The 20,924-nt window shown below is 59.9% G+C and carries 17 protein-coding genes and 1 tRNA gene; 9 read left to right on the top strand and 9 right to left on the bottom strand.

The window, feature by feature from the left end; genetic code table 11:
* Position 1: 1 nt before the first annotated feature.
* From ACR0KL_RS20325 to speB, 6 genes are all read left to right on the top strand, one after another.
* On the top strand, positions 2-1,012 hold the full coding sequence (locus ACR0KL_RS20325) for an imelysin family protein (protein WP_480777437.1): 1,011 nt from the start codon (positions 2-4) through the stop codon (positions 1,010-1,012).
* Positions 1,013-1,015: 3 nt separating this feature from the next.
* Complete coding sequence (locus tag ACR0KL_RS20330) at positions 1,016-2,101, top strand: DUF1513 domain-containing protein (RefSeq protein WP_480777438.1); 1,086 nt, start codon at positions 1,016-1,018, stop codon at positions 2,099-2,101.
* A gap of 101 nt (positions 2,102-2,202) precedes the next feature.
* Positions 2,203-4,092, top strand: a complete 1,890-nt coding sequence (gene speA / locus ACR0KL_RS20335; protein WP_480777439.1) for a biosynthetic arginine decarboxylase — start codon at positions 2,203-2,205, stop codon at positions 4,090-4,092.
* A 14-nt stretch (positions 4,093-4,106) separates the two neighbouring features.
* Positions 4,107-5,318, top strand: coding sequence for a saccharopine dehydrogenase family protein (locus ACR0KL_RS20340; protein WP_480777440.1), 1,212 nt, complete (start codon positions 4,107-4,109; stop codon positions 5,316-5,318).
* 83 nt (positions 5,319-5,401) lie between these two features.
* Entirely contained in the window at positions 5,402-6,571 is a 1,170-nt protein-coding gene (nspC, locus tag ACR0KL_RS20345) for a carboxynorspermidine decarboxylase (protein WP_170681446.1), read from the top strand.
* Entirely contained in the window at positions 6,568-7,410 is an 843-nt protein-coding gene (speB, locus tag ACR0KL_RS20350; RefSeq protein WP_170681444.1) for an agmatinase, read from the top strand. Before nspC ends, speB begins: the two co-directional genes overlap by 4 nt.
* Here the strand turns inward: speB and ACR0KL_RS20355 are convergent.
* Positions 7,407-7,997: an HD domain-containing protein gene (locus ACR0KL_RS20355; protein ID WP_480777441.1), complete on the bottom strand. Its 591-nt coding sequence runs from the start codon at positions 7,995-7,997 to the stop codon at positions 7,407-7,409. The two genes, speB and ACR0KL_RS20355, sit on opposite strands and share 4 nt — an antisense overlap.
* Before the next feature lie 97 nt (positions 7,998-8,094).
* On the opposite strand from ACR0KL_RS20355, the gene ACR0KL_RS20360 reads away from it, so the two are divergent.
* Positions 8,095-8,928 (top strand): LysR family transcriptional regulator, encoded by an 834-nt coding sequence (locus ACR0KL_RS20360; RefSeq protein WP_170681442.1) that lies wholly within the window; start codon positions 8,095-8,097, stop codon positions 8,926-8,928.
* Here ACR0KL_RS20360 and lptF read toward each other — a convergent pair.
* The 3 genes from lptF to ACR0KL_RS20375 all read right to left on the bottom strand — a co-directional run bounded on the left by lptF (position 8,925) and on the right by ACR0KL_RS20375 (position 11,815).
* Positions 8,925-10,049, bottom strand: coding sequence for an LPS export ABC transporter permease LptF (lptF, locus tag ACR0KL_RS20365; protein ID WP_480777442.1), 1,125 nt, complete (start codon positions 10,047-10,049; stop codon positions 8,925-8,927). The two genes, ACR0KL_RS20360 and lptF, sit on opposite strands and share 4 nt — an antisense overlap.
* Positions 10,050-10,149: 100 nt before the next feature.
* Positions 10,150-10,995, bottom strand: a complete 846-nt coding sequence (locus tag ACR0KL_RS20370; RefSeq protein ID WP_480777443.1) for an FkbM family methyltransferase — start codon at positions 10,993-10,995, stop codon at positions 10,150-10,152.
* A gap of 744 nt (positions 10,996-11,739) precedes the next feature.
* Positions 11,740-11,815, bottom strand: a tRNA-Trp gene (locus ACR0KL_RS20375).
* 142 nt (positions 11,816-11,957) lie between these two features.
* Between ACR0KL_RS20375 and ACR0KL_RS20380 the strand changes: the two genes are divergently transcribed.
* Positions 11,958-12,665 (top strand): DUF374 domain-containing protein, encoded by a 708-nt coding sequence (locus tag ACR0KL_RS20380; protein WP_170681436.1) that lies wholly within the window; start codon positions 11,958-11,960, stop codon positions 12,663-12,665.
* Between the two features lie 96 nt (positions 12,666-12,761).
* Here the strand turns inward: ACR0KL_RS20380 and ACR0KL_RS20385 are convergent, their stop codons facing one another.
* The 5 genes from ACR0KL_RS20385 to ACR0KL_RS20405 form a co-directional block, all read right to left on the bottom strand.
* Entirely contained in the window at positions 12,762-13,007 is a 246-nt protein-coding gene (locus ACR0KL_RS20385) for a MoaD/ThiS family protein (protein ID WP_170681434.1), read from the bottom strand.
* Positions 13,000-15,255 (bottom strand): xanthine dehydrogenase family protein molybdopterin-binding subunit, encoded by a 2,256-nt coding sequence (locus tag ACR0KL_RS20390; protein ID WP_170681432.1) that lies wholly within the window; start codon positions 15,253-15,255, stop codon positions 13,000-13,002. The genes ACR0KL_RS20385 and ACR0KL_RS20390 overlap by 8 nt, the downstream gene beginning before the upstream one ends.
* Complete coding sequence (locus ACR0KL_RS20395) at positions 15,255-15,734, bottom strand: (2Fe-2S)-binding protein (RefSeq protein ID WP_170380550.1); 480 nt, start codon at positions 15,732-15,734, stop codon at positions 15,255-15,257. Before ACR0KL_RS20395 ends, ACR0KL_RS20390 begins: the two co-directional genes overlap by 1 nt.
* The gene (locus ACR0KL_RS20400) at positions 15,731-16,597 is read right to left on the bottom strand and encodes an FAD binding domain-containing protein (protein ID WP_170681430.1); all 867 of its coding nucleotides are present in this window, start codon (positions 16,595-16,597) and stop codon (positions 15,731-15,733) included. Before ACR0KL_RS20400 ends, ACR0KL_RS20395 begins: the two co-directional genes overlap by 4 nt.
* A gap of 128 nt (positions 16,598-16,725) precedes the next feature.
* The gene (locus ACR0KL_RS20405) at positions 16,726-19,938 is read right to left on the bottom strand and encodes a reductive dehalogenase (RefSeq protein WP_480777444.1); all 3,213 of its coding nucleotides are present in this window, start codon (positions 19,936-19,938) and stop codon (positions 16,726-16,728) included.
* Positions 19,939-20,012: 74 nt separating this feature from the next.
* On the opposite strand from ACR0KL_RS20405, the gene ACR0KL_RS20410 reads away from it, so the two are divergent.
* The gene (locus ACR0KL_RS20410) at positions 20,013-20,921 is read left to right on the top strand and encodes a LysR family transcriptional regulator (RefSeq protein ID WP_170681426.1); all 909 of its coding nucleotides are present in this window, start codon (positions 20,013-20,015) and stop codon (positions 20,919-20,921) included.
* The last annotated feature ends 3 nt before the right edge of the window (positions 20,922-20,924 follow it).

Genomic DNA, 20,924 nt, shown 5'->3' on the forward strand with positions numbered 1-20,924 from the left:
CATGCGCCTATTTGCTTTTGCCATTGCCCTCACAGCCCCTCTGGCGGTGTCAGCCCAAGACCGCGCAGCGATCCTAGCGGATGTGCCTGCAGCGCATATTTTGCCGCGCTTTGCCGAATTGGCCGATGCGACCGAGGCTTTGTCCGCCGCGTCCCAATCCGATTGCGCGCCGCAGTCTGAGGTTCTGCGCGCGGCCTATGGCACCGCCTTTGACGCGTGGATATCGGCCAGCCATCTGCGCTTTGGCCCCACCGAGGCCGACGACCGCGCCTTTGCCATGGCCTTTTGGCCAGACACGAAAGGGTTCACGCCCAAGGCCCTGTCACAGCATATCGCGAACGAAGACCCTGCGGTGAACGACACGGTCGCCTATGCCGAAACCTCGGTCGCGGGGCGCGGATTCTTTGCGCTTGAGCAGATGCTCTACGATCCCAAATTCGCTGATCAGGGCAGTACCGAATATCGATGCGCTCTGATCCGGGCCATCACGTCCGATATCGACGCAAATGCCGATGCGATGACTGAAGAGTGGCAAGAATATGCGAAAACCCTCGAACAGCCGGGGGGCGACAGCCCGTACCGCACGCAGGATGAGGCGATGCAGGAGCTGTTCAAAGCGCTCTCAACCGGTTTGCAATTCACTGCCGAAACCCGATTGGGCCGACCCCTTGGCACGTTCGACCGCCCCCGCCCCAACAGAGCCGAAGCCCGCCGCTCCGAACGCGCCTTGCGTCATGTCGAGCTGTCCTTGATTGCCCTGCAGGACCTTGCAGCGCGGCTGTCCGCCGACCATCCCGAGATCGCGCAGGATTTAAAAATATCGTTCAACCGCGCAATCAAAAGCGCCCGGTCCATCGACGACCCCGCCTTCGCTGGCGTGGCCGATCCCGCAGGCCGTTTCCGGGTCGAAGCGCTGCAACAGGCGGTGAATGACATCCGCACCATCGCCACGACCGAGCTCGGCCCAACCCTCGGCATCAGCGCCGGGTTCAACTCTCTCGACGGGGATTGAACCATGACCAACCGCCGCCATTTCCTGGCCGGTCTTGCGGCTGCAAGCCTTGCGCCCGCAACAGGGTGGGCCTCTGTCGGGGCACCCGCCTTTCTGGCCGCCGGGCTGTTTCCGGATGGCGCGTTCCGTCTGGCCGGTCTGGATGACGGCGGAGACATCCTGTTCTCGCTGCCCCTGCCCGCAAGAGGTCACGCCGCCGCCGCACACCCCCGCAAAGCGCAGGCCGTGGCCTTTGCCCGTCGTCCCGGCACGTTTGCGCTGGTTATAGACTGCGCAAACGGGCGGGAGCTTGCACGGCTACAGGCCCCCGAGAGGCGGCATTTCTTCGGTCACGGCACGTTCACAGCAGACGGCACCCGGTTCTTTGCCACCGAAAACGACTATGAGGCTGGCGAAGGCCGTATCAGCCTATGGGATGCCACCAGCTTTGAACGTCAGGGAGAGTTTTCGTCGGGCGGTGTTGGTCCGCATGACATGCGCCTGATGCCGGATGGCAAGAGCCTTGTGATCGCCAATGGCGGGATCGAAACCCACCCCGAGACCGGGCGGACCAAGCTGAACCTACCCGTCATGCAGCCGAACTTGACCTATCTGGACCTGTCCGGGAACCTGCTTGAAAGGGTCGAGTTGCCGGGCGACTTGCACAAGAACTCCATCCGCCATCTCAGCGTGCGCAACGACGGGCTGGTCGGGTTCGCGATGCAGTGGCAGGGCAGCCAGACCAAGCACCCGCCATTGTTGGGCCTGCACCGTCGGGGCGCGGCTCCGCAGCTTCTGTCCGCACCGGAAGACCTGCAAAACACCTTGCAAGGCTATGCTGGCAGCATCGCCTTCTCGGCCAGCGGAACCGAGGTCGCCATAACCTGCCCACGCGGAAATGCGCTGCATCTGTTCGATGTAGCAGGTGGCAGCTTCACAAGAGCTTTCGAACTGGAGGATGTCTGCGGTCTGGGCGCAGGTCCGGACGGGCTGGTCTTCACCACCGGCACGGGCACGTTTGGCGCTGTAGACGGGCAGCGCGCGCGGGTTCTGGCCCGCCCCGATTGTCAATGGGACAACCACCTGATCCCGATCCGCGCAAACGTGTAACATTCGGCAATCCCTGTCACATAGTTTACACTTGGACGAATCAAGATGCTGCCGTATTGGCGGGCGCGAAACCGGCACCTCTGAGTTAAGGACTGACTTGATTGAAACACACGCCCGACGCACCGCATACCATCTACGGGGTTGAGAAATGGGGCAAAGGCCTCATCGAGGTGACGGAGCAGGGCGAGATCGGTCTGCGCAACCCGATGTCTCCGGACACAGCGGCGATCAGCCTGCCCGGTATCCTCAGCGATCTGGACGACCGGGGGATCAAGGCACCGATGTTGCTGCGCGTCAGTTCGTATCTGGAACATGAGATCGAGCATCTGAATGAAAGCTTCGCCGACGCCATCGCGCGGGTGGGCTACAAAGGCCCCTATCGCGGCGTGTTTCCGATCAAGGTGAACCAGCAGGCGCAGGTGGTGGACCGCATCGTCGAGTTCGGTAAGAAATACAACTATGGCCTCGAGGCCGGATCAAAGCCCGAACTGGTCGTGGCTCTTGCGCATCGGCTGGCCCCCGAGGCACTGATCGTCTGCAACGGCGTCAAGGATGCGGAGTTCATCCAGCTGGCGATCCTCTCCCGCAAGATCGGGTTCAATACGGTCATCGTGCTGGAAAGCCCGAAAGAGGCGGATACGGTGATTGAGGTCTACAGGGAACTCGGTATCGAACCTCTGATCGGCGTGCGCGTCAAACTGACCAACCAGATCAGCGGCAAGTGGGAGGAAAGCTCGGGCGATCGCTCGGCCTTTGGCATGAACACCGACCAGTTGGTCGCCACGGTGGACAAGCTGCGCGACGCGGGTCTGCTGCATTGCCTGAAACTGCAGCACTCGCATCTGGGGTCTCAGGTACAGGACGTCAACGACGTGCGCCGCGCTGTCGGCGAGGCGTGCCGCTATTACACCGAACTCACGCGCGAAGGCGTCCCGCTGACCCATCTGGACCTCGGCGGCGGTATGGGCGTGGATTATACCGGCGAAAAGAAGGCGGCCGAAAATTCGATCAACTACACGGTCGAAGAATACTGCGCCAATGTCGTGGAAACCGTCGCCTATGCGATGGATGAGGCCGAGATCGCCCACCCTACTCTGGTCACCGAAAGCGGTCGCGCAGTTGTGGCGACCTCTTCGATGCTGGTGTTCAACGTGTTGGAAAGCACGCTGTATGATGCGCCGACCCGCCCGGATGTCGAACCGGACGACCACCACCTTGTTTCTGATCTGGCCGCCGTGCAAGGATACCTTTCCAGCGACCGTCTGCAGGAATGCTGGAACGACGCGACTTTCTACCGCAATGAGCTGCGCGCCCTGTTCCGCCGTGGTTACGTAGACCTGCGCCAGATGGCCCGGGCTGAGCGTATCTATCTGTCGCTGATGGCCCGCCTCAAGGCGTTGGCGGCCAGCGACGATCTGGAAACGGATGTCGATGACCAGCTTGAGAAAGTGGCCGATATCTACCACTGCAACTTCTCGCTTTTTCAATCCCTGCCCGATGTCTGGGCCATCGACCAGCTACACCCGATTGTGCCGCTGCAAGGTCTGAACACAACGCCTGACCGACGAGCCGTTCTGTCTGACATCACCTGTGATAGCGACGGCAAGATCGACCAGTTCATTCTGGCCGACGGGGTTTCACCCAGCCTGCCGGTGCACTCGCTGCCGGATGAGGGCGAATACTTCATGGGCGTCTTCTTCGTCGGCGCTTATCAGGAAACGCTGGGCGACCTGCACAACCTGTTTGGCGATACCAACGTTGTCACCATCGACCTACGCGCCGATGGCGGTTTCGACCTGCTCCATGAACAAGAGGGCGACACGATTAGTCAGGTCCTGTCCTATGTCGAGTTCGACCCGCAAGACTGCGTCGCCGGCTTCCGCAAAATGGTGGACGAGGCGATCTCGACCGGTACTCTGCAAGCCAAGGACCGCAAAACCCTGATGAGCGCTTATCGCGACTCCATCAACGGCTACACCTATTACGAATAAGAAGGAGACAGACCATGGGCAAAACACTGGTTGTCGGCGCGGGCGGCGTATCCCACGCAGCCGTGCATAAGATGGCGATGAACTCGGATATCTTCACTGAGATCACTCTGGCCAGCCGCACGAAATCGAAATGCGATGCCATCGCAGCAGCCGTTAAAGACCGCGTCGGTGTAGACATCAAGACCGCCGAACTGGACGCCTACAAGGTCGAAGACACGGTCAAGCTGATCAAGGAAACCAGGGCCGAGATTCTGGTGAACCTCGCCCTGCCCTATCAGGACCTGGTGCTGATGGACGCATGCCTTGAGGCCGGCATCCATTACCTCGACACCGCGAATTATGAGCCTGAGGATGAGGCCAAGTTCGAATACCATTGGCAATGGGCCTATCAGGAGCGCTTCAAAGAGGCCGGTCTGACCGCCATCCTTGGCTCGGGCTTCGATCCGGGCGTGACCAGCGTCTTCGCGAAATGGCTGAAGAAGCACAAGCTGGACACGATCCGACAGATCGACGTGTTGGACGCCAATGGCGGCAGCAACGATCAGGAATTCGCGACGAATTTCAACCCGGAAATCAACCTGCGCGAAGTGCTAGCCGAGGTCCGCCACTGGGAAAATGGTGCGTGGCAGCACAGCCCCGCCATGACCCACAAGGTCGAGTTCGACTTCCCCGCCATTGGCCCCAAGAACATGTACCTAATGTATCACGAGGAACTGGAGTCACTCAGCACCCACTTCCCCGAGATCGAGCGCGCCCGCTTCTGGATGACCTTCGGCGATGCCTACATCACCCATGCCAAAGTGCTGGAAAACGTCGGCATGACCCGCATCGACCCGGTGATGCATGACGGCAATGAGATCATCCCGATCCAGTTCCTGAAAACCCTGCTGCCTGATCCCGGCGATCTGGGCGCGGAAACCAAGGGCAAAGCCTGCATCGGCGACATCGCCACAGGTCAGGCCAAGGACGGCTCGGGTGAGAAGACCTTCTACATCTACAACATCTGCGACCACGAAGAATGCTACGCCGAGGTCGGCTCCCAGGCCGTCAGCTATACCACCGGCGTCCCCGCCATGATCGGCGCGGCACAGGTGCTGAAAGGCAACTGGACCGAGCCGGGCGTCTGGAACATGGAACAACTCGACCCAGATGACTTCATGGACATGCTGAACAATCACGGCCTGCCCTGGCAAGTCCACGAACTCGACGGCCCAGTCGAGTTTTAGTTCTCGAACTTCATCTGGCCAAAAATATCCCGGGGGGTCCGGGGGGCTGGCCCCCGGCCTCTCCACAATCGGAGACGCCTGACATGTCCGACATGATGACAACCCAAGCCGGTGACGCCGGTGCCTTCCGCAACTTCGACCTCAGCCGCGTCCCAACACCCTGCTTCGTGGTTGACGAAAAAGCTGTCGAACGCAACCTGAACCTCCTCTCCGATATCGGCACCCGCTCCGGCGCGCATATCCTCAGCGCGCTCAAGGCGTTTTCCATGTTCTCACTCGCCCCGCTGGTACGCCAACACCTTGGCGGCACCTGCGCCTCTGGCATTTATGAGGCACGTCTGGGCCGCGAGGAATATGGCGGCGAGGTCGCAACCTTCTGCGCCGGGTACAAGGATGCGGATATCGATGAGATCCTGTCGCTGTCCGACCACATCATCTTTAACTCGCCCGCTCAAAAAGACCGTTTCCTCGCCAAAGCCCAAGCGGCCAATGTGCAGATCGGCCTGCGCATCAATCCGGAACATTCCGAAGGAGAGATTCCCAAATACGATCCCTGCGCCCCCTGTTCACGCCTCGGGACACCCGTAAGCCAACTGTCCGAAGACACTCTGATCGGAGTAGACGGCCTGCACATGCACACGCTCTGCGAACAGGGATTCGAACCCCTGCAACGCACATGGGCTGCCGTCGAGCCGAAACTCAAACCTTTCCTCGGCCAACTCAAATGGCTGAACTTCGGCGGCGGTCACCATATCACCCGCGACGATTACGACCGCGACGGGCTGGTCGAATTCATCAAATCCATCCGCGCGAAATACGATGTCGACGTCTACCTCGAACCCGGCGAGGCCGTCGCGTTGGACGCGGGCATTCTGGTCGGAGAAATCCTCGACCTGCCCACCAATGGCATGACCCTTGCGATCACCGATATCTCGGCCACCTGCCACATGCCCGACGTCATCGAGGCCCCCTATCGCCCCGCCCTGTTGGACGAGGCCGAAGCGGGCCATACCTACCGTCTGGGCGGGCCGTCATGCCTGGCAGGCGATGTGATCGGCGATTACACGTGGGACAAGCCGCTGGAGATCGGGCAACGCTTTGCCTTCCTCGATCAGGCGCATTACTCAATGGTCAAGACAAATACCTTCAACGGTGTTCCCCTGCCGACGATCGCCTTATGGAACAGCGAAACGGACGAGCTGAAGATCATCAAACAATTCGGCTATGACGACTTTAAGGACCGCCTCTCATGAGCATTTTCCTCGACAGTGAACTGACCGCCGCTGAGCGTTCGGAAGAAGCGCGCTTTCGCGTGATCCCGGTGCCGCTGGAACGCACGGTTTCGTATGGGTCCGGCACCGCCAAAGGTCCCGAGGCCATCATCGAGGCCAGCAACGAACTCGAACGCATCACCGGCCACACCGAGCCTTGCGTCGAAGGTATCTTCACCGAAGCACCGCTGGATTGCGGCGGTCCCTTGCCCGAGGTGATGGAGCGCCTCGCCCAACGCACCGAGGCCGCCATTCGCGCGGGCAAAGTACCGGTGACACTGGGCGGAGAACATTCCCTCAGCTACGGCGCGGTGATGGGTGTGGCGCGGACGCTGAACCAACCCATCGGCATCGTTCAGATCGACGCTCATGCCGACCTGCGCAACGCGTATCAGGGCGAGAAACACTCCCACGCCTCGGTCATGCATCTACTGGCCGAAGAAGGCGTGCGACTGACCCAGTTCGGTGTGCGCGCGTTTTCAACCGAAGAGGCCAAAAGCCGTCTGAAAAACCAAGTCTTCCACGTCGACGCCGAGGAACTGGTCACCGGCAATATCCACGCCGTCGACCTACCCGAGGACTTCCCTGAGTTGGTTTATGTCAGCTTTGACGTGGACGGTCTGGACCCGTCCCAAATGCCCGCCACAGGAACACCCGTACCGGGCGGTTTGGGATACTATCAGGCGCTGCGGCTGGTCGAGCACGCCCTCAAAGGCCGCAAATGCGTGGGCTTCGACGTTGTCGAACTGGCCCCCGACGGCAATGCCGCCTGGGATTTCACTGCAGCTCAGATCGTCTATCGCCTGATGGCGGCCTGTTAACTCTCTGAGGTTTCGTTCAGCTCCATGTGCCCTTCGCCCTTGTTCAACACGCGGCGTAGCATGGGCTCGAAAAACTCCAGCGGTTTGGTCGGATAGTCCGGGTCAAACGCCTTCTGATCGTATTCATGGCAGAAATAGCGGCAGTCCTCCCAATAGGGGCTGTCGCGATACTTGTCGCGCGCGTTGCGGTCTCCGCCAAGATGATGGTTGTAGTAATAGCCCTGAAACACACAGTGATGCTTGAGAATCCAATGGGTTTTCTCACTGACATAGGGCTTCATCATCGCCGCTGACAGCTCACCATGGTTGTAGGGGGACAGGATATCGCCCGTATCGTGGATCAGCGCGGCGACCACAAGTTCCTCATCCGCGCCATCCTCATAGGCCCGCGTCGCAGCCTGCAGAGAGTGTTGATAGCGGTTCACCGGATACGGCGTCCATTCCTCATCCAACGAACGAATCGCGTCCAGAATTCGGTCTGGCAGGGCGGCATTATAGGCCTCTTCATAGTCCATAACGGCGTCCCAGTCGGCTTTTGTGGTTTCTTCAAAACTGGTCCAGGTCGGCTTGTGGCTTTTGTCCAGCATGGCATGTCCTCTGTCCTGATCGGGAACAGGATATCTCAACTTGCGTGCTGAAAAAAATGAATTGATTTTATCAAAACGATCAAAAAATACTGCCGCTATGCAGATCAAAGCTTTTGAAACGTTTCTATGCGTGGCCGAGACCGGAGGGTTTCACGCAGCAGCGCGCAAGCTGAATGTGACCCAAACGGCTGTCAGCGCGCGCATACGGCAGATCGAGGACGCCACCGGAAAGCCCCTTTTCACCCGCGGGGCCGGAGGCACGTCACTAACGGACTTCGGCCGCCAATTTCGCCCTTACGCCGAGCAAATGCTCTCACTCTGGTCCTATGCTTCGACTGATTTGCCCACGCAAAACCAGAATCGCCCGGCACTCAGGCTGGGGGCGCAGCTCAGCGTTTGGGATCCCTTGCTGGTCGATCTAGCCATACGTTTCGAACAGCATCTCGGCCAATTACTGCTGACGCTGAACTACGATCATGATCTGGATATGGTGGACGCAGTCGCAACACATGTGTTGGACGCCGCGCTGACCCACGAAAAACCCTCAGACCGGAGGGTGATGTTTGAAACCCTTTCACCAGAGCGATTGGTCCTGGTCGAAACCGCTGAGGCATTGGTCGACAACCCGGTCTTCGTCAATCTCGAACTTGGAACCGCCTACCAGGACCATGTACGGACCACGGCCCGCCAGGCAGAGGGGCAGACGGTCTTTCTGGGCAATTGTATGATGGCCCTGCGCTATGTCCTCAAACGAGGGGGGCGTGGTTTTTTTCCAGCCTATTTGACTGCCGAGCATCTTCGCTCTGGCGCGCTTGTGCGGGTTGACCAAAGCCCGGACCTGATGTTGCCGCTCTATCTCGTAACCCGCCCAGACAGCGCTGCGTTCGAGGATATTCTAGACTGCCTGCAGGTTCTGCGAGACCCTGCCTAGACAGCGACCTCGGCCCTGGAACGGCGCCAAATTGGGCGTCCGGCAACCGCCAAGAACAGGCACGAGATCAGGATACCAATGACCGCCGGTGCATAGAGAACGATCCAAAGACCCGGCTCATCTATCACGATCGGAGAAACAAACCCCCGAACTCCTTCCAGCAGAACCAGAATGGTAAACGCCCCCAGAATCTGCGGCCACAACCCGAACCTCGAGAAACTGCCCAGCATCAGGGTGGCATATCCGACCAGCCCGACGGCGACGCAAATCGCGATCCACGAAAATCGCTGGTGCAACTCATCCGTCAGTTCGCCCGGGCTGAACCCTTCGGCGCTGGCGATAGCCTCGCGGTCCCGGATCAATTCCATCGTGGGGATCGCTTCAAGGCTGCGGGTATTCACGCCGCCGGTACTGGTCAGCGCCGAGATATCGTAAGAGGCGTCCTGAAACAGGGTCGATGACAGGGTGCGCCCGTCCTTGTCCAGACGCAGCGCCACCCCATCCAGCATGACAAGGTTGATGCCGGCCGCATTGTTCACCAGATACGCCGTTGAACTTGAATAGCTGACAGAATTCGCTGGGTCTCGCCGGTCTGAGACAAAGACCTCGTGCAAAGTCCCGTCCAGATCAATCCGACCGATATAGACCGTGACACCGTCGGCGGGATGCAAAAACTCACCTTCGTTCAGCAATTGGGCGGTGACATCACCCGCAACCTCGGCCTGCCGGATCTCGAGCTGTTCGACCGAGGCGGGGCGCAGGAAAACGCTGATCGCCGCCATCATCATCCCTGTGACGAGACCGAACAAGACCACAGCCCGCGCGAGGCGCCACGGGCTAGAGCCGGTCGCCAGCATGACCGTCATCTCACTTTCCCGGCTGAGGCGGTTCGTGGCGTAAACGGCAGCAGCAAACACAGCCATCGGCATCACCGTCCGGATCAGGGTCGGCAGCGTTAGAGCGGTGAATTCGAGGAAAACAATCGCCGACTGGCCACCACTGATCACCCGGTCAAACAGGCTAACTGACCGCGTGATCCAGAAAACGCCGACCAGAACCAGAGTGAAAAAGCCAAACAGCACCAGCAACTGCCGCAGGAAATATCCATCGAAACGCGACATGTACCCTCATTCCCGGTGTCTGCGATTTGCGGGGACTTTAGGCTATCCCGCAGGCAGAGGAAAGACAGTCGCCGCCCGGCTTTGAGATCGGTTGGCGTTTTCAGATAACCAACAGATCGACCTGATGTTCGATCTCCGCAAACTCGTCCCGCGATACAGAGTGAAAGCCCCCAGCGTGACGATATACGCCCCGATAGTTGTCAAATAGCATGGCGCACAACTCTTGCTGGGTGCTGTGCTGTCCGTCTGGGGTGTATTCCAGAAATATGGGTGGCCTATGGTCTGTGATGAGTTGCTTCATCCCCTTCAGGGCGGATAGCTCATGGCCCTCAACATCCATCCAAACCAGCCCAATTTGATCAGCCTGAAGGGCGCCCGACTGCACCAGATCGTCAATCCGGATGATCTCGACTGAAAAACTCTCTCGGGTTTTGCCGCTTGTGCGTTTGGCCCCCAGACGTGAGCCACCTCGGTTGAACAGATCTCGGGTAAATTCCGCCGTTCCACTCGTGTCCGAAGCCGCGACGCCCAAAATCTCCACTTTGTCTGTCAGCCCATTCAACGCAAGATTGTGACGCAGCAGGTTCATGTTGTCCGGGTCTGGCTCGATCGCCACGACGGCGTCACACTGGAGATCGAGGAAGAAATAGACGGTTTGGGTGCCGATATTGGCCCCAACCTCTAGAACGGACATGCCGGGCTTATAGGCATTGTTCTGTTCAAGAAACGTCCGCAAATCCGTGACTGAGCCGCGGGCAAATTCACCGTTCTGGAAAAGTGAACGTCCGATTGCATCCGTTGGAAAGAAGGCAAAGGCATGATCGCCCAAGTCCCGAAACAACAAAGTATCCTGATCAAGCAGCTCATTCATGATGGCGCGCCGGGTTTTACCGTTGCCCAGAACACGTGAGGCAATCTTTTCGGCAATCAGGCTTCGCAATCCCATTCAACACCTTTGAATACAAAACAAATATTGTTCACGGTGCATATCGCCGCGTTGGCCGCGCCGCAACACTGGGATCGAATTGATACGAAACATGGTGCATTTGCGCCCTACCGGGGTAGGCATGTTCGCCGCAAGCTTACATTCGGCAAGTGTCAATGCCTTCATCGCATGTTTGCGGCTTATTCATTTCCAGCAACGTCGTTTGAAACAGGCTCCGGAATTCGGCCTCTTTCGCCGTGGGTTCACTTGCTTCTTCATCCACAGCACAAGTCTCTTCTGGCCGAGGCCGCGTCAGTCGTGCCGCCTGCGCGCGAGGGTCGCGAAAGATCGACCAAAAACTCTGTATCAAATTCCTTCCCTCCCAATGAGCTGTGCAAACCTTGTCACTGCGGGGCCGATCCGAACCTCAGTGGTTGGCCGAGGCTCAAGGATCACAGTTCGTGAGTGGCACCCCGCAGCGACGAGGTGCATTTAGGGATTTCATTTTGAGACGTAAGGGGGAAGAAAACGCCGGTTTTCGTCACTTTTGTGCATGCAAAACAAAAAAGCGAGCCGAAGCTTACGTTTACGTCAACTACGACGAGGCAGAAGAAATTTCGGGACGCTACGTCAAATCCTGACCCACTGCACAATATGGCCGTCGCTTTAAAGGCCCCAAAGGAACATCGAATGGAATTTCGTTCGGCAAGTCTGGGGTTCGACACCGCCGCGAAAGCGAATATTCAAGTTTTGGGAAGTTTTGAATGGCAGGGGCAGCAGGGTTCGAACCCGCGACCTACGGTTTTGGAGACCGTCGCTCTACCAACTGAGCTATACCCCTAGGCTGAGCCTCAGATATGCCAGCCGCGCGGCGGACTCAAGAGGCTTTTTCAGTTTCTCGACCACTTCTCGACAAGACAAACAAGTTGCACGCGGCGTTGAGTTCTATAAGACACGGTTTGGCCAGTATGAGGGACCCATCCGTGAGTATCCGCAAAAAGATCGCCGACAGCGAAGCCGTGTTAAACTGGGCGGCGCGCCGTATTGCGAGCTATATTCGGATGGTCAACCGCAACACCAAATGGCAGCGCATCGGCTATGAAGAACTGGACCAGCTTGCCGAACAGGGCGAACCGGTCATCGTTGTTCTGTGGCATCAGCGGCTGGCGCAGTCACCCTATTTCTTCCCGCTGGACAAGGCGCAGATCTGCTCGATCACGTCCTCGGCGCGGGCGGGCAGCATGGTGGGCCGTGTGCAAAAGCTGTTCGGCATGGACACGATCGCCATGGCCAGCAAACACAAAAGCAACGTCGCGGTGTCGCGCGAGGTTCTGGGCAAGATGAAACAGGGGATTTCTATTGGCATTGCCGCCGACGGACCCCGCGGGCCGGAGCGGGTTCTGTCGACCGTGCCTTTGGTCTGGGCGCGCACATCCGGCAAACGGGTGTTCGGAATCACCTTCTCGGCCCGTCACGGCAGCGAGGCCGGTACATGGGACCGCTTGTTGATGCCCCGGCCCTGGCGCAACGAAGGTGTGTTTCTGTGCCGCGAATGGACCGAAACAGTCCCGCGCAAAGCCAGCGAAGAAGAAATCGAAACCCTGCGCCAAAGCCTAGAGCAGCACATGAACGACATTACGGCCGAGGCCGACCGGATGGTCGGGCGCGAACCGTGGTCGCCTAAACCTTAAAGCTTTCTGCGCTTTGCGCGCAGCAAGACCGTCGAAATGCGCGTTCGACCACAGGCAGAGGCAGCGTATTTCGATTCAAATCAAACGCAAAACGATCTAACCACCGCGCAGCCTCTGCATCAGATAGACTTCGCTGCCTGCCGGGATGGGTTCCGTCAGGCCCGTTGCAATCACGCGCCCGTCGATCGCGATTGAGACGCCCGCATCAATAGGGGCCTGCAATTGCGGATGCGCGCGCACCAGGGCGCGCAGCAACTCTCCGGTTGTTTTGGCCTCGACCTCGACGACGGCCAAGCCCCCGGTCAGAGACCGGAGGCCGGACCAGAGGTGAACCTCAACCATTGCCCTTGAGCGCGGCCAGAATGCGCGGAGGCGACATCGGCAGTTGCTTCATCCGCACACCCGCCGCGTTGGAAACCGCGTTGGCGATGGCGGCAAGCGGCGGCACGATGCCAGTCTCGCCCACACCGCGCACCCCAAACGGGTGGCCGGGGTTGGGCACTTCGACAATCACCGTGTCGATCATCGGCAGGTCACTGGCAACGGGGATCCGGTAGTCGAGGAAGATCGAGTTCTGCAACCGCCCGTCCTCGCCGTAGATATATTCCTCGTTCAGCGCCCAGCCGATGCCTTGCGCGGCACCGCCCTGGAACTGGCCTTCCACATAAGTTGGGTGGATCGCCTTTCCGGCGTCCTGAATGACCGTGTAGCGTGTCACGCTGGTCTTGCCGGTTTCCGGGTCAACCTCGGCATCAACGATGTGAGTGCCAAAGGACACGCCCGCACCTTCCGGAGTTGCCTCGAAATGGCCCGAGATCGGGCCGCCGGTGCGCCCCATATCCGCCGTGATGTCGGAAAGCGCCAGCGGATCGAAATCGCCTGCGTTGGGGCCTGAGGGCACGGCGCAGCCGTCCTCCCATTTCACAGCCTCGACCGGGATACCCCACTTGGCAGCCGCTCGTTCGCACAGTTTTTCGACTGCATGTTTGGCCGCCTTGATGGTCGCCAGACCCGACGCGTAGGTCACGCGCGAGCCGTGTGAGACGTCGTTATAGCCCAGCGTCGCGGTGTCAGCGATGGTGACGCGGATATTCTCGTAAGGAATGCCCAGAACCTCGGCCGCCATCAGCGCCATCGACGCGCGTGAGCCGCCGATATCCGGCGTTCCCACCATCAGCTGAGCCGAGCCGTCCTCGGACAGGGCCAGCGAAACCGAGGTCTCACCGCCGTGGTTGAACCAGAAGCCACAGGAAATCCCGCGCCCCTGCCCCGGCTTCAGCGGGGCCGAATAGTGCGGGTGCGCCTTGGCAGCCTCCAGCGTTTCGACCAGACCAATACGTTCGTAGGTCGGGCCATAGCTGGCCTTGGTCCCTTCATGAGCGGCGTTTTTCAGGCGGACATCAACGGGGTCGAGGCCCAGCTTATTGCACAGCTCATCAATCACCGACTCGACTGCGAAGGCGCCCATAGGAGCGCCCGGCGCGCGGTAAGCGGCCTGTTTCGGACGGTTCGACATCACGTCATAGCCGATCTGCTTGACGTTGGTCAGGTTGTACGGCGCGAAGGCGCACATGGCAGTCATATCGCCCGGCGCACCGGGGAAGGCCCCGCCCTGCAAGCGGAATACGCCTTGTGCTGCCGAGATGGTCCCGTCCTTCTTCATACCGATCTTGACGTCCATCGACGCCGACGCCGTCGGGCCAGTCGCCCGGAAAACCTCGGACCGGGTCATAACGATCTTGACCGGACGGTTGGCTTTGCGGCTCAGTGCAAGCGCAACGGGTTCGATGAAGACAGTGGTTTTGCCGCCGAAACCACCACCAATCTCGGACGCGGTGACGCGAAGTTGCGAGGTCTCGATCCCCAGCAGCGCGGCGCAGGTCTTCTGCGCGATCCAGTGGCCTTGCGTAGTGCACCACAGCTCACCCTTGCCGTCATTGCCCAGCATGCCCAGACAGGCGTGCGGTTCGATATAGCCCTGATGGGTCGCTTCGGTAACAAAGCTGTCTTCGATGACCAGATCCGCTTCGGCAAAGCCGGCCTCGACATCTCCGTGACCGCTTTCGTGGTAACGTACGACGTTCGGGTGCAGCCCTTCGGGCACCGAATAGTCCGCCGCGCCTTCCCGAATAACAGGCGCATCCGAGGCCATCGCTTTGTCCACGTCGGTCACATGCGGAAGAACTTCGTATTCGACCTCGATCAGTTTGAGTGCATCCCGCGCTGCCAGGGCCGACGTGGCTGCAACCGCAGCAACGGCGTGGCCATCATAGAGCGCCTTTTCGCCCGCCATGACGTTTTCCAGCACGTTCCAGAACTCGCCCTCGAGACCGGGTTTGAACGGAACATCGGCGAAATCCGCACGGGTGACGACGGCTTTGACGTCCTTATGCGCCTCGGCCTTCGAGGTGTCGATCTTCACGATCCGCGCGTGTGCGTGGGGCGAGCGCAGAACCGCTCCGTGCAACATGCCGGGCGCATAGGCATCAGCCCCGAATTTGGCGCGGCCCGTGACCTTGTCTAACCCGTCAGGGCGATCCGGGCGCGTGCCAACGAAAGTGAATACAGATTTGCGATCGTCGAGTGCCATTACGAAGCCTCCCGCAGCTCTTCCGCCGTTTCCATCACGGCGCGAATGATCTTGTCATAGCCGGTGCAGCGGCAGAGATTGCCTGCCAGCCAATACCGGGTTTCCTCTTCGGTCGGGTTTGGGTTCTTCTCAAGCAGCGACTTGGCCGCCACCAGAATGCCCGGGGTGCAAATCCCGCACTGAAGCGCCGCATGTTCGATGAACTTCTTCTGCAGCGGGTGAAGAACGTCGCCATCCGCGATGCCTTCGACGGTTTCGATGGTCTTACCCTCGGCCTCAACACCCAGCATCAGGCAGGAACAGACCAGACGGCCATCGACGGTGACGGAACACGCGCCGCAATCGCCGGTGCCGCAGCCCTCTTTCGCACCGGTCAGGTTCAGCTTGTCGCGCAGACAGTCCAGCAGCGTTTCGCGCGGGTCACACAGGTATTCGACCGTGTCCCCGTTCACGGTGGTGGATACGTGGAGCTTGCTCATGCGTCTTCTCCCTTCGCGCGTGCATAGGCGATTTTCGCGGCGCGCTTGGCCAGAACACCAGCGACCTCGGTGCGGAACTCGATCGTGCCGCGTTTGTCGTCAATCGGGTTGCAGGCCGCCGAGGCCGCAGCCGCCAACGCGTCCAGCGCGGCGTCATCCAGCGTGCTGCCGATGATGGCTTTGGCGCAGTCTTCAACCAGCAAAACGGTCGGGGCGACCGCGCCCAATGACACGCGCGCCTCGGTGATCATGTCGCCGTCCAGACGCAGGCTGACGCCCACGCCGACCACGGCGATGTCCATTTCGGTGCGCGGGATAAAGCGCAGATAGGCGTCACCGCCATTCTCGCCCCGCGCGGGGAGGTTGACGGCTGAAACCACTTCACCCTTCGCCAGCGCGGTCTTGCCCGGTCCGGTGGGGATGTCCTCAACAGCAACCTCGCGCGCGCCATCAAGGCCGGTCACAGTAACCGTCACGCCCGCAGCAACCATCGCGGGCACCGAATCCGCCGCCGGCGAGCCGTTGCACAGGTTGCCCGTCAACGTCGCGCGGCCCTGCACCTGAGTCGATCCGATCAGATCCATCGCCTCGACCACACCGGGCCAGTCGCGGCCCAGCTGGGGGTGCTCGCTCATTTCGGCGCCGGTGACAGCGACGCCAAGTGTCCAGCTGCCATCGGTGTTTTGCGTGATCTGATCCACACCGTTGATTTTCTTGATGTCGATCAACGTATCGGGCGTCACCAATTCCGAGCGCAGTTGCACCAACACATCGGTGCCGCCTGCCAGAAATCGTGTGGTGCCCGTCGCGTTTGCAGCCAGAGCCGACGCCTCGGCAAAGCTGGCGGGGCTGTGATAATCCATGAAAATACCTCGCACCTGTCAATCAGGATTCACTGGGTTCAGAGGGGACGTTAGTGCAGCAGTCCCCCGGCGTCCATGGCCGGAGCGACCAATTTTTCTACAACTTCATGTCGTTTTTCGACCTCGGGTCAGAGGTCGATCTCGATCACGCCATCGGGTTGCGCGGCGCGGCTTTGGCACAAAATGATAGCGCTCTCGCGTTGTTTGTTGGACAGGACAAAATCGCGATGCTCGATTTCGCCTGAAACAACACCGCATTTGCAGACGCCGCAGATGCCATCTGCGCATTTCACATCCACGTGAATACCCGCCTCGTTCAGCACCTGCGCGGCGTCCTTGTCTTCTGGCACAGTCAGTTCGAAGCCTGATTTCGCCAGCTTCAAGGTGAATGGGTAGTTTTCGTACTCCGGTTGCTCGGGGACCGAGAAATACTCCAAATGCCGCGCTTCGTCAGGGAAGCCCTGCCGCTCGGCCGCTTGCATGACGCCCTCCATGAAGCGATCTGGCCCGCAGGTATAGACGTGCCAGCCGTCCTGATAGCCTGACAGGACCGCATCCAGATCGGCCCGCGTGCCTTCATCCGAGAAATGGTAATGCACTTTTTCTGCCCACGGCGTCGCGGCCAGATCTTCCAGATACCCTGCCCCGGCGCGGGTACTGGCCGAGTAGTGCAGCTCGAACGGTTTGCCCAGCGCATGCAGACGGTGTGCAAATGCAATCATCGGAGTGATGCCGATCCCGCCACCCATCAGGAAGGTTTTTGTCGCGGTCTCATCCAGCTCGAAATGATTGATCGGCTTCGAGATGAAAACCTTGCGGCCTTCGTTGAAGATGCGATGCAGCAGAGCCGAACCACCGCGTCCCTCGTCCTCACGCAAAACACCGATCTGATAGGTTGCTCGATCCGAAGGGTCACCGGACATCGAATACTGGCGCAGGAACTCGGGCGCGACCAAAACGTCCAGATGCGCGCCCGCTGTCCATTCGGGTAAAGGAGAGCCGTCCAGTGTCGAGAACTCATACTTGGTCACATCAGCCGTCATCTTGTCGACCTTGGTCAATTCGACCCGCATGACCGGCGCATCACCTGCGATCTCGTAGCGATGGACAACCGACATATCGCCAGCCGCTTTGCGTGCCTTGTATTCCTCGGCGCTCACCATTGCCTCATAGGCGGCAATCCCGGCCTCACGGTCCATGGCAAAGGGATAGGGCCACGGGTGCGGGGCCAGATAGGCGGGGTAAACGGCCAGCGTCTGATCTTTGTATTCCAGATCCAGATCAGGCTGCAGGTCGCGCCGGTTCAGCGGATGCACCGAGGGGCGATAGGCGCCATCCGACTGCAGCTCGATATCCCACCACCATTTTTTAACGTCGTTCAGGCCACCATTGCCAACCGCATCGTCCAATTTCGCTAATGCCGGGGCGGCCTGAGGGATATTCATCGCCGCCCATCGGAAAGGACGTTCTTTGAAAATCCCTTCAAGGTTCCACGGGCAGGTCTTCATGCACCGCCCGCACATCGACCCACCGGGCGTTGTTACGCGATAGGTCGCGCACTTCTGGCTGTCGGATTTCCAGATTTCATAGCCGTTGAACATCAGCTTTGGCCCGGCGGTGATCGCCCCCGAGGGGCATTCGCGGGCACATTTGTTGCAGCTTTCGCAGAAGCTCTGCAGGCCGAAATCAATCGGCTTGTCATGCGACATCGGCATATCAGTCGTCACCGCCCCGGATTTCAGACGCGGGCCGAGATAGGGGTTCAGGATGACTTCGCCGATGCGGCTGACCTCGCCCAACCCCGACAATAGCAACAGCGGAGGTTGCAGCACCTCGCCATCCATCACCGTATGGGCCTTGGCCTTGTAGCCGAGGTTGCGGATCTGCTGCGCGATCACGCCACCCAACAGTGAAAACCGCAGATAGGCGCGCATGGATTGCGCGACGCTGATCCAATCATCACCACTTGCGCCCTCCATGGTCTCGTAGCCCTGGTCGATGATCATGCTGATGGCCTGATCATGCGGCGGCGAGATTTCTTCCCCCGTCGCATCGTGGGAATACCACGCCCAGTCCGGACAACGGCTGAGGCCGACCGCATCGACCCCAAGGAAGTAACTGGCGGCCTTGATATTGGCGGCATTGCGCTCGGCATCGGTCGGGGGCGAAACCTCAGCACTTTCGCCATCCTGCAACAGAACAAACGCGCCCAGCGCCCGGCGTTGCGCGAAACTGGGGGCTGATTTGCGCACGTAATATCCGCCCTTGGCCGCGTCCTGCAGGTATTTGCCCATATCGCCAAACTGCGCCCGCGCGAACATGTCGGCGCGCTTGGGAACGCGCGCGACGTTGGCCTCATCAATATAAGTGGTGGGCGTCTCGACCCGCTTGAGCCGCTCAAAGGGATGCGCCCCATCCATATAGCGACGTTTGGCATAGGCGTCTCGGTTCAGAGCGTTCTTGGCGAACCCGGTACCCAGCCACCACGCAGGACCTTGAGTCCGGAACCACGGTTGTTGCGCCATCGGTTGCAGGGGCCGATCGTGGGCAATCTCCATTTCGGTCGTAACGGCGGCCAGTCCAAAGCGACGCCCCAGCCATGGAGCAACAAGCGTGCCGTCTTCGACAGAGGCCAAACCCGCCGCGACCGCAAGCTTGCCCAGATCCACTTCGGTCGACATTGCCGTATGCGCCCGCGCATCGAATCCCAGCAACCGGATGTAGTTGGCGATCACAGCAGCATTCTCAGTCGCCAGCAGGCAGGCCCGGTGGTCCTGCGCATCCATGATCCACCCGGACCCCGGCTCGTCCGGGTTAGGGTCGCGGTTATGTTCATAGAGAAACACCAGAACATGGCGGTGCGAGGCCATCGGACGCGGTGCGGCCTCCATACTTTCCTTGAGATCGGCCATGATGACATCGATCCCCGAGGCCAGCGTTTTGGTCTGGCGGGTTTTCAACGCATGGGCCAGACGGTCAATATCAGGGTTGCGGCGCGGCTGGTCCAACAGCGCCTCGGGCGGCAGAGGCCCGCAACCCATCATCGAGGCATCGTTGAAATATCCAAACGCCTTGAGGTGATCTGCCCGCGCCTGCGGGTCCTGCGGGATGTCCGAGGCGACAGGGTTCACCAGCCCATCCCGGATCGTGTCCAGCATGGCCTGAAACTCGCCCATCGCATTCACGATGCTCTCGGGCCGGTCAGGCCGGTGAAAGCTAAGCTCGGGCATCGGGGGCAGTTGGGACAGGTCGGGCATCGCCTGCTGACGCGCCAGACGCTCCAACGGGTACGACCCCATGTGAACCGGTCGGTTCTTGTCCGAGAAAAAGCGAAGTCCCATATGCGTGCCCCTTGTTTGCGCCTGACCTAGCGCCCTCTCGACAGCAAAACCATTCATACTTAATCATAGATTGTATGAGCAAAATCGATTTCACTGATCTGGACGGCAAGGTCCTGCGCATCTTTCTGACGATACTCGAGGAAAGCTCGGTCTCGAAAGCGGCGGATCGGCTGGGGGTCACACAGTCGGCAATCAGCCACACATTGGCCAAGCTACGGCAGGTGCTCGGCGATCCGCTATTCGTACGATCTGGCCAGGGCCTGACACCGACCGAACGCGCGCTGGCCTTGCAAGAGCCGGTCCGCAACGTGCTGGATGGTATGCGCGCGCTGACGGATGAACGCCCCTTTGATCCCCTGTCAGAGCAGATGGAAATCCGCATCGCCACCAACGACATGCCGCGAGAGCTGATCTTTCCCGACCTTCTAAGCGCGACCCGTGCCGAGGGTATTAAGCTGCAGTTGGAATTCATCTCATCCGGCGTACCGGGGCCGGACCTGCTGCGCAGCGACCGGTGCCAGCTGATGCTGACGCCGCTGCCTCCGGACGGGCCGGACATCTTTCAAAAGCGGCTGATCACAAGCCCGTTGATGGTGTTTTTTGACCGATGCCAACGCTCCGCGCCCGAGACGTGGGAGGCCTACTGTCAGAGTGAGCATGTCGAGGTTCGCTTTCCCGACGGCCGGAATGCGCGCGCGGTGATGCGCGGTGTGGATCAAAGCCAGATCCGTCCGCCAACCGTCGTACTGCCGCATTTCAACGCCATCCCGTCTTTCATCGCGGGCAGCCCGCTGATTTCCACCGACACGGCGTTGATGAGAAACGGACCACTGGCCGCCCTGGATTGCGCGCCCTTGCCGTTCGACTGCGAACCTGTCTCGATCTACATGGTCTGGCACCAGCGCTCGGCCAATGACCCGGCCCATCGCTGGCTGCGCGACCGGATCGAAACCCTCGCCGGTACTATTCAGGTCAAGACCTGAAGC

The organism is Ruegeria sp. C8 (assembly GCF_056537565.1).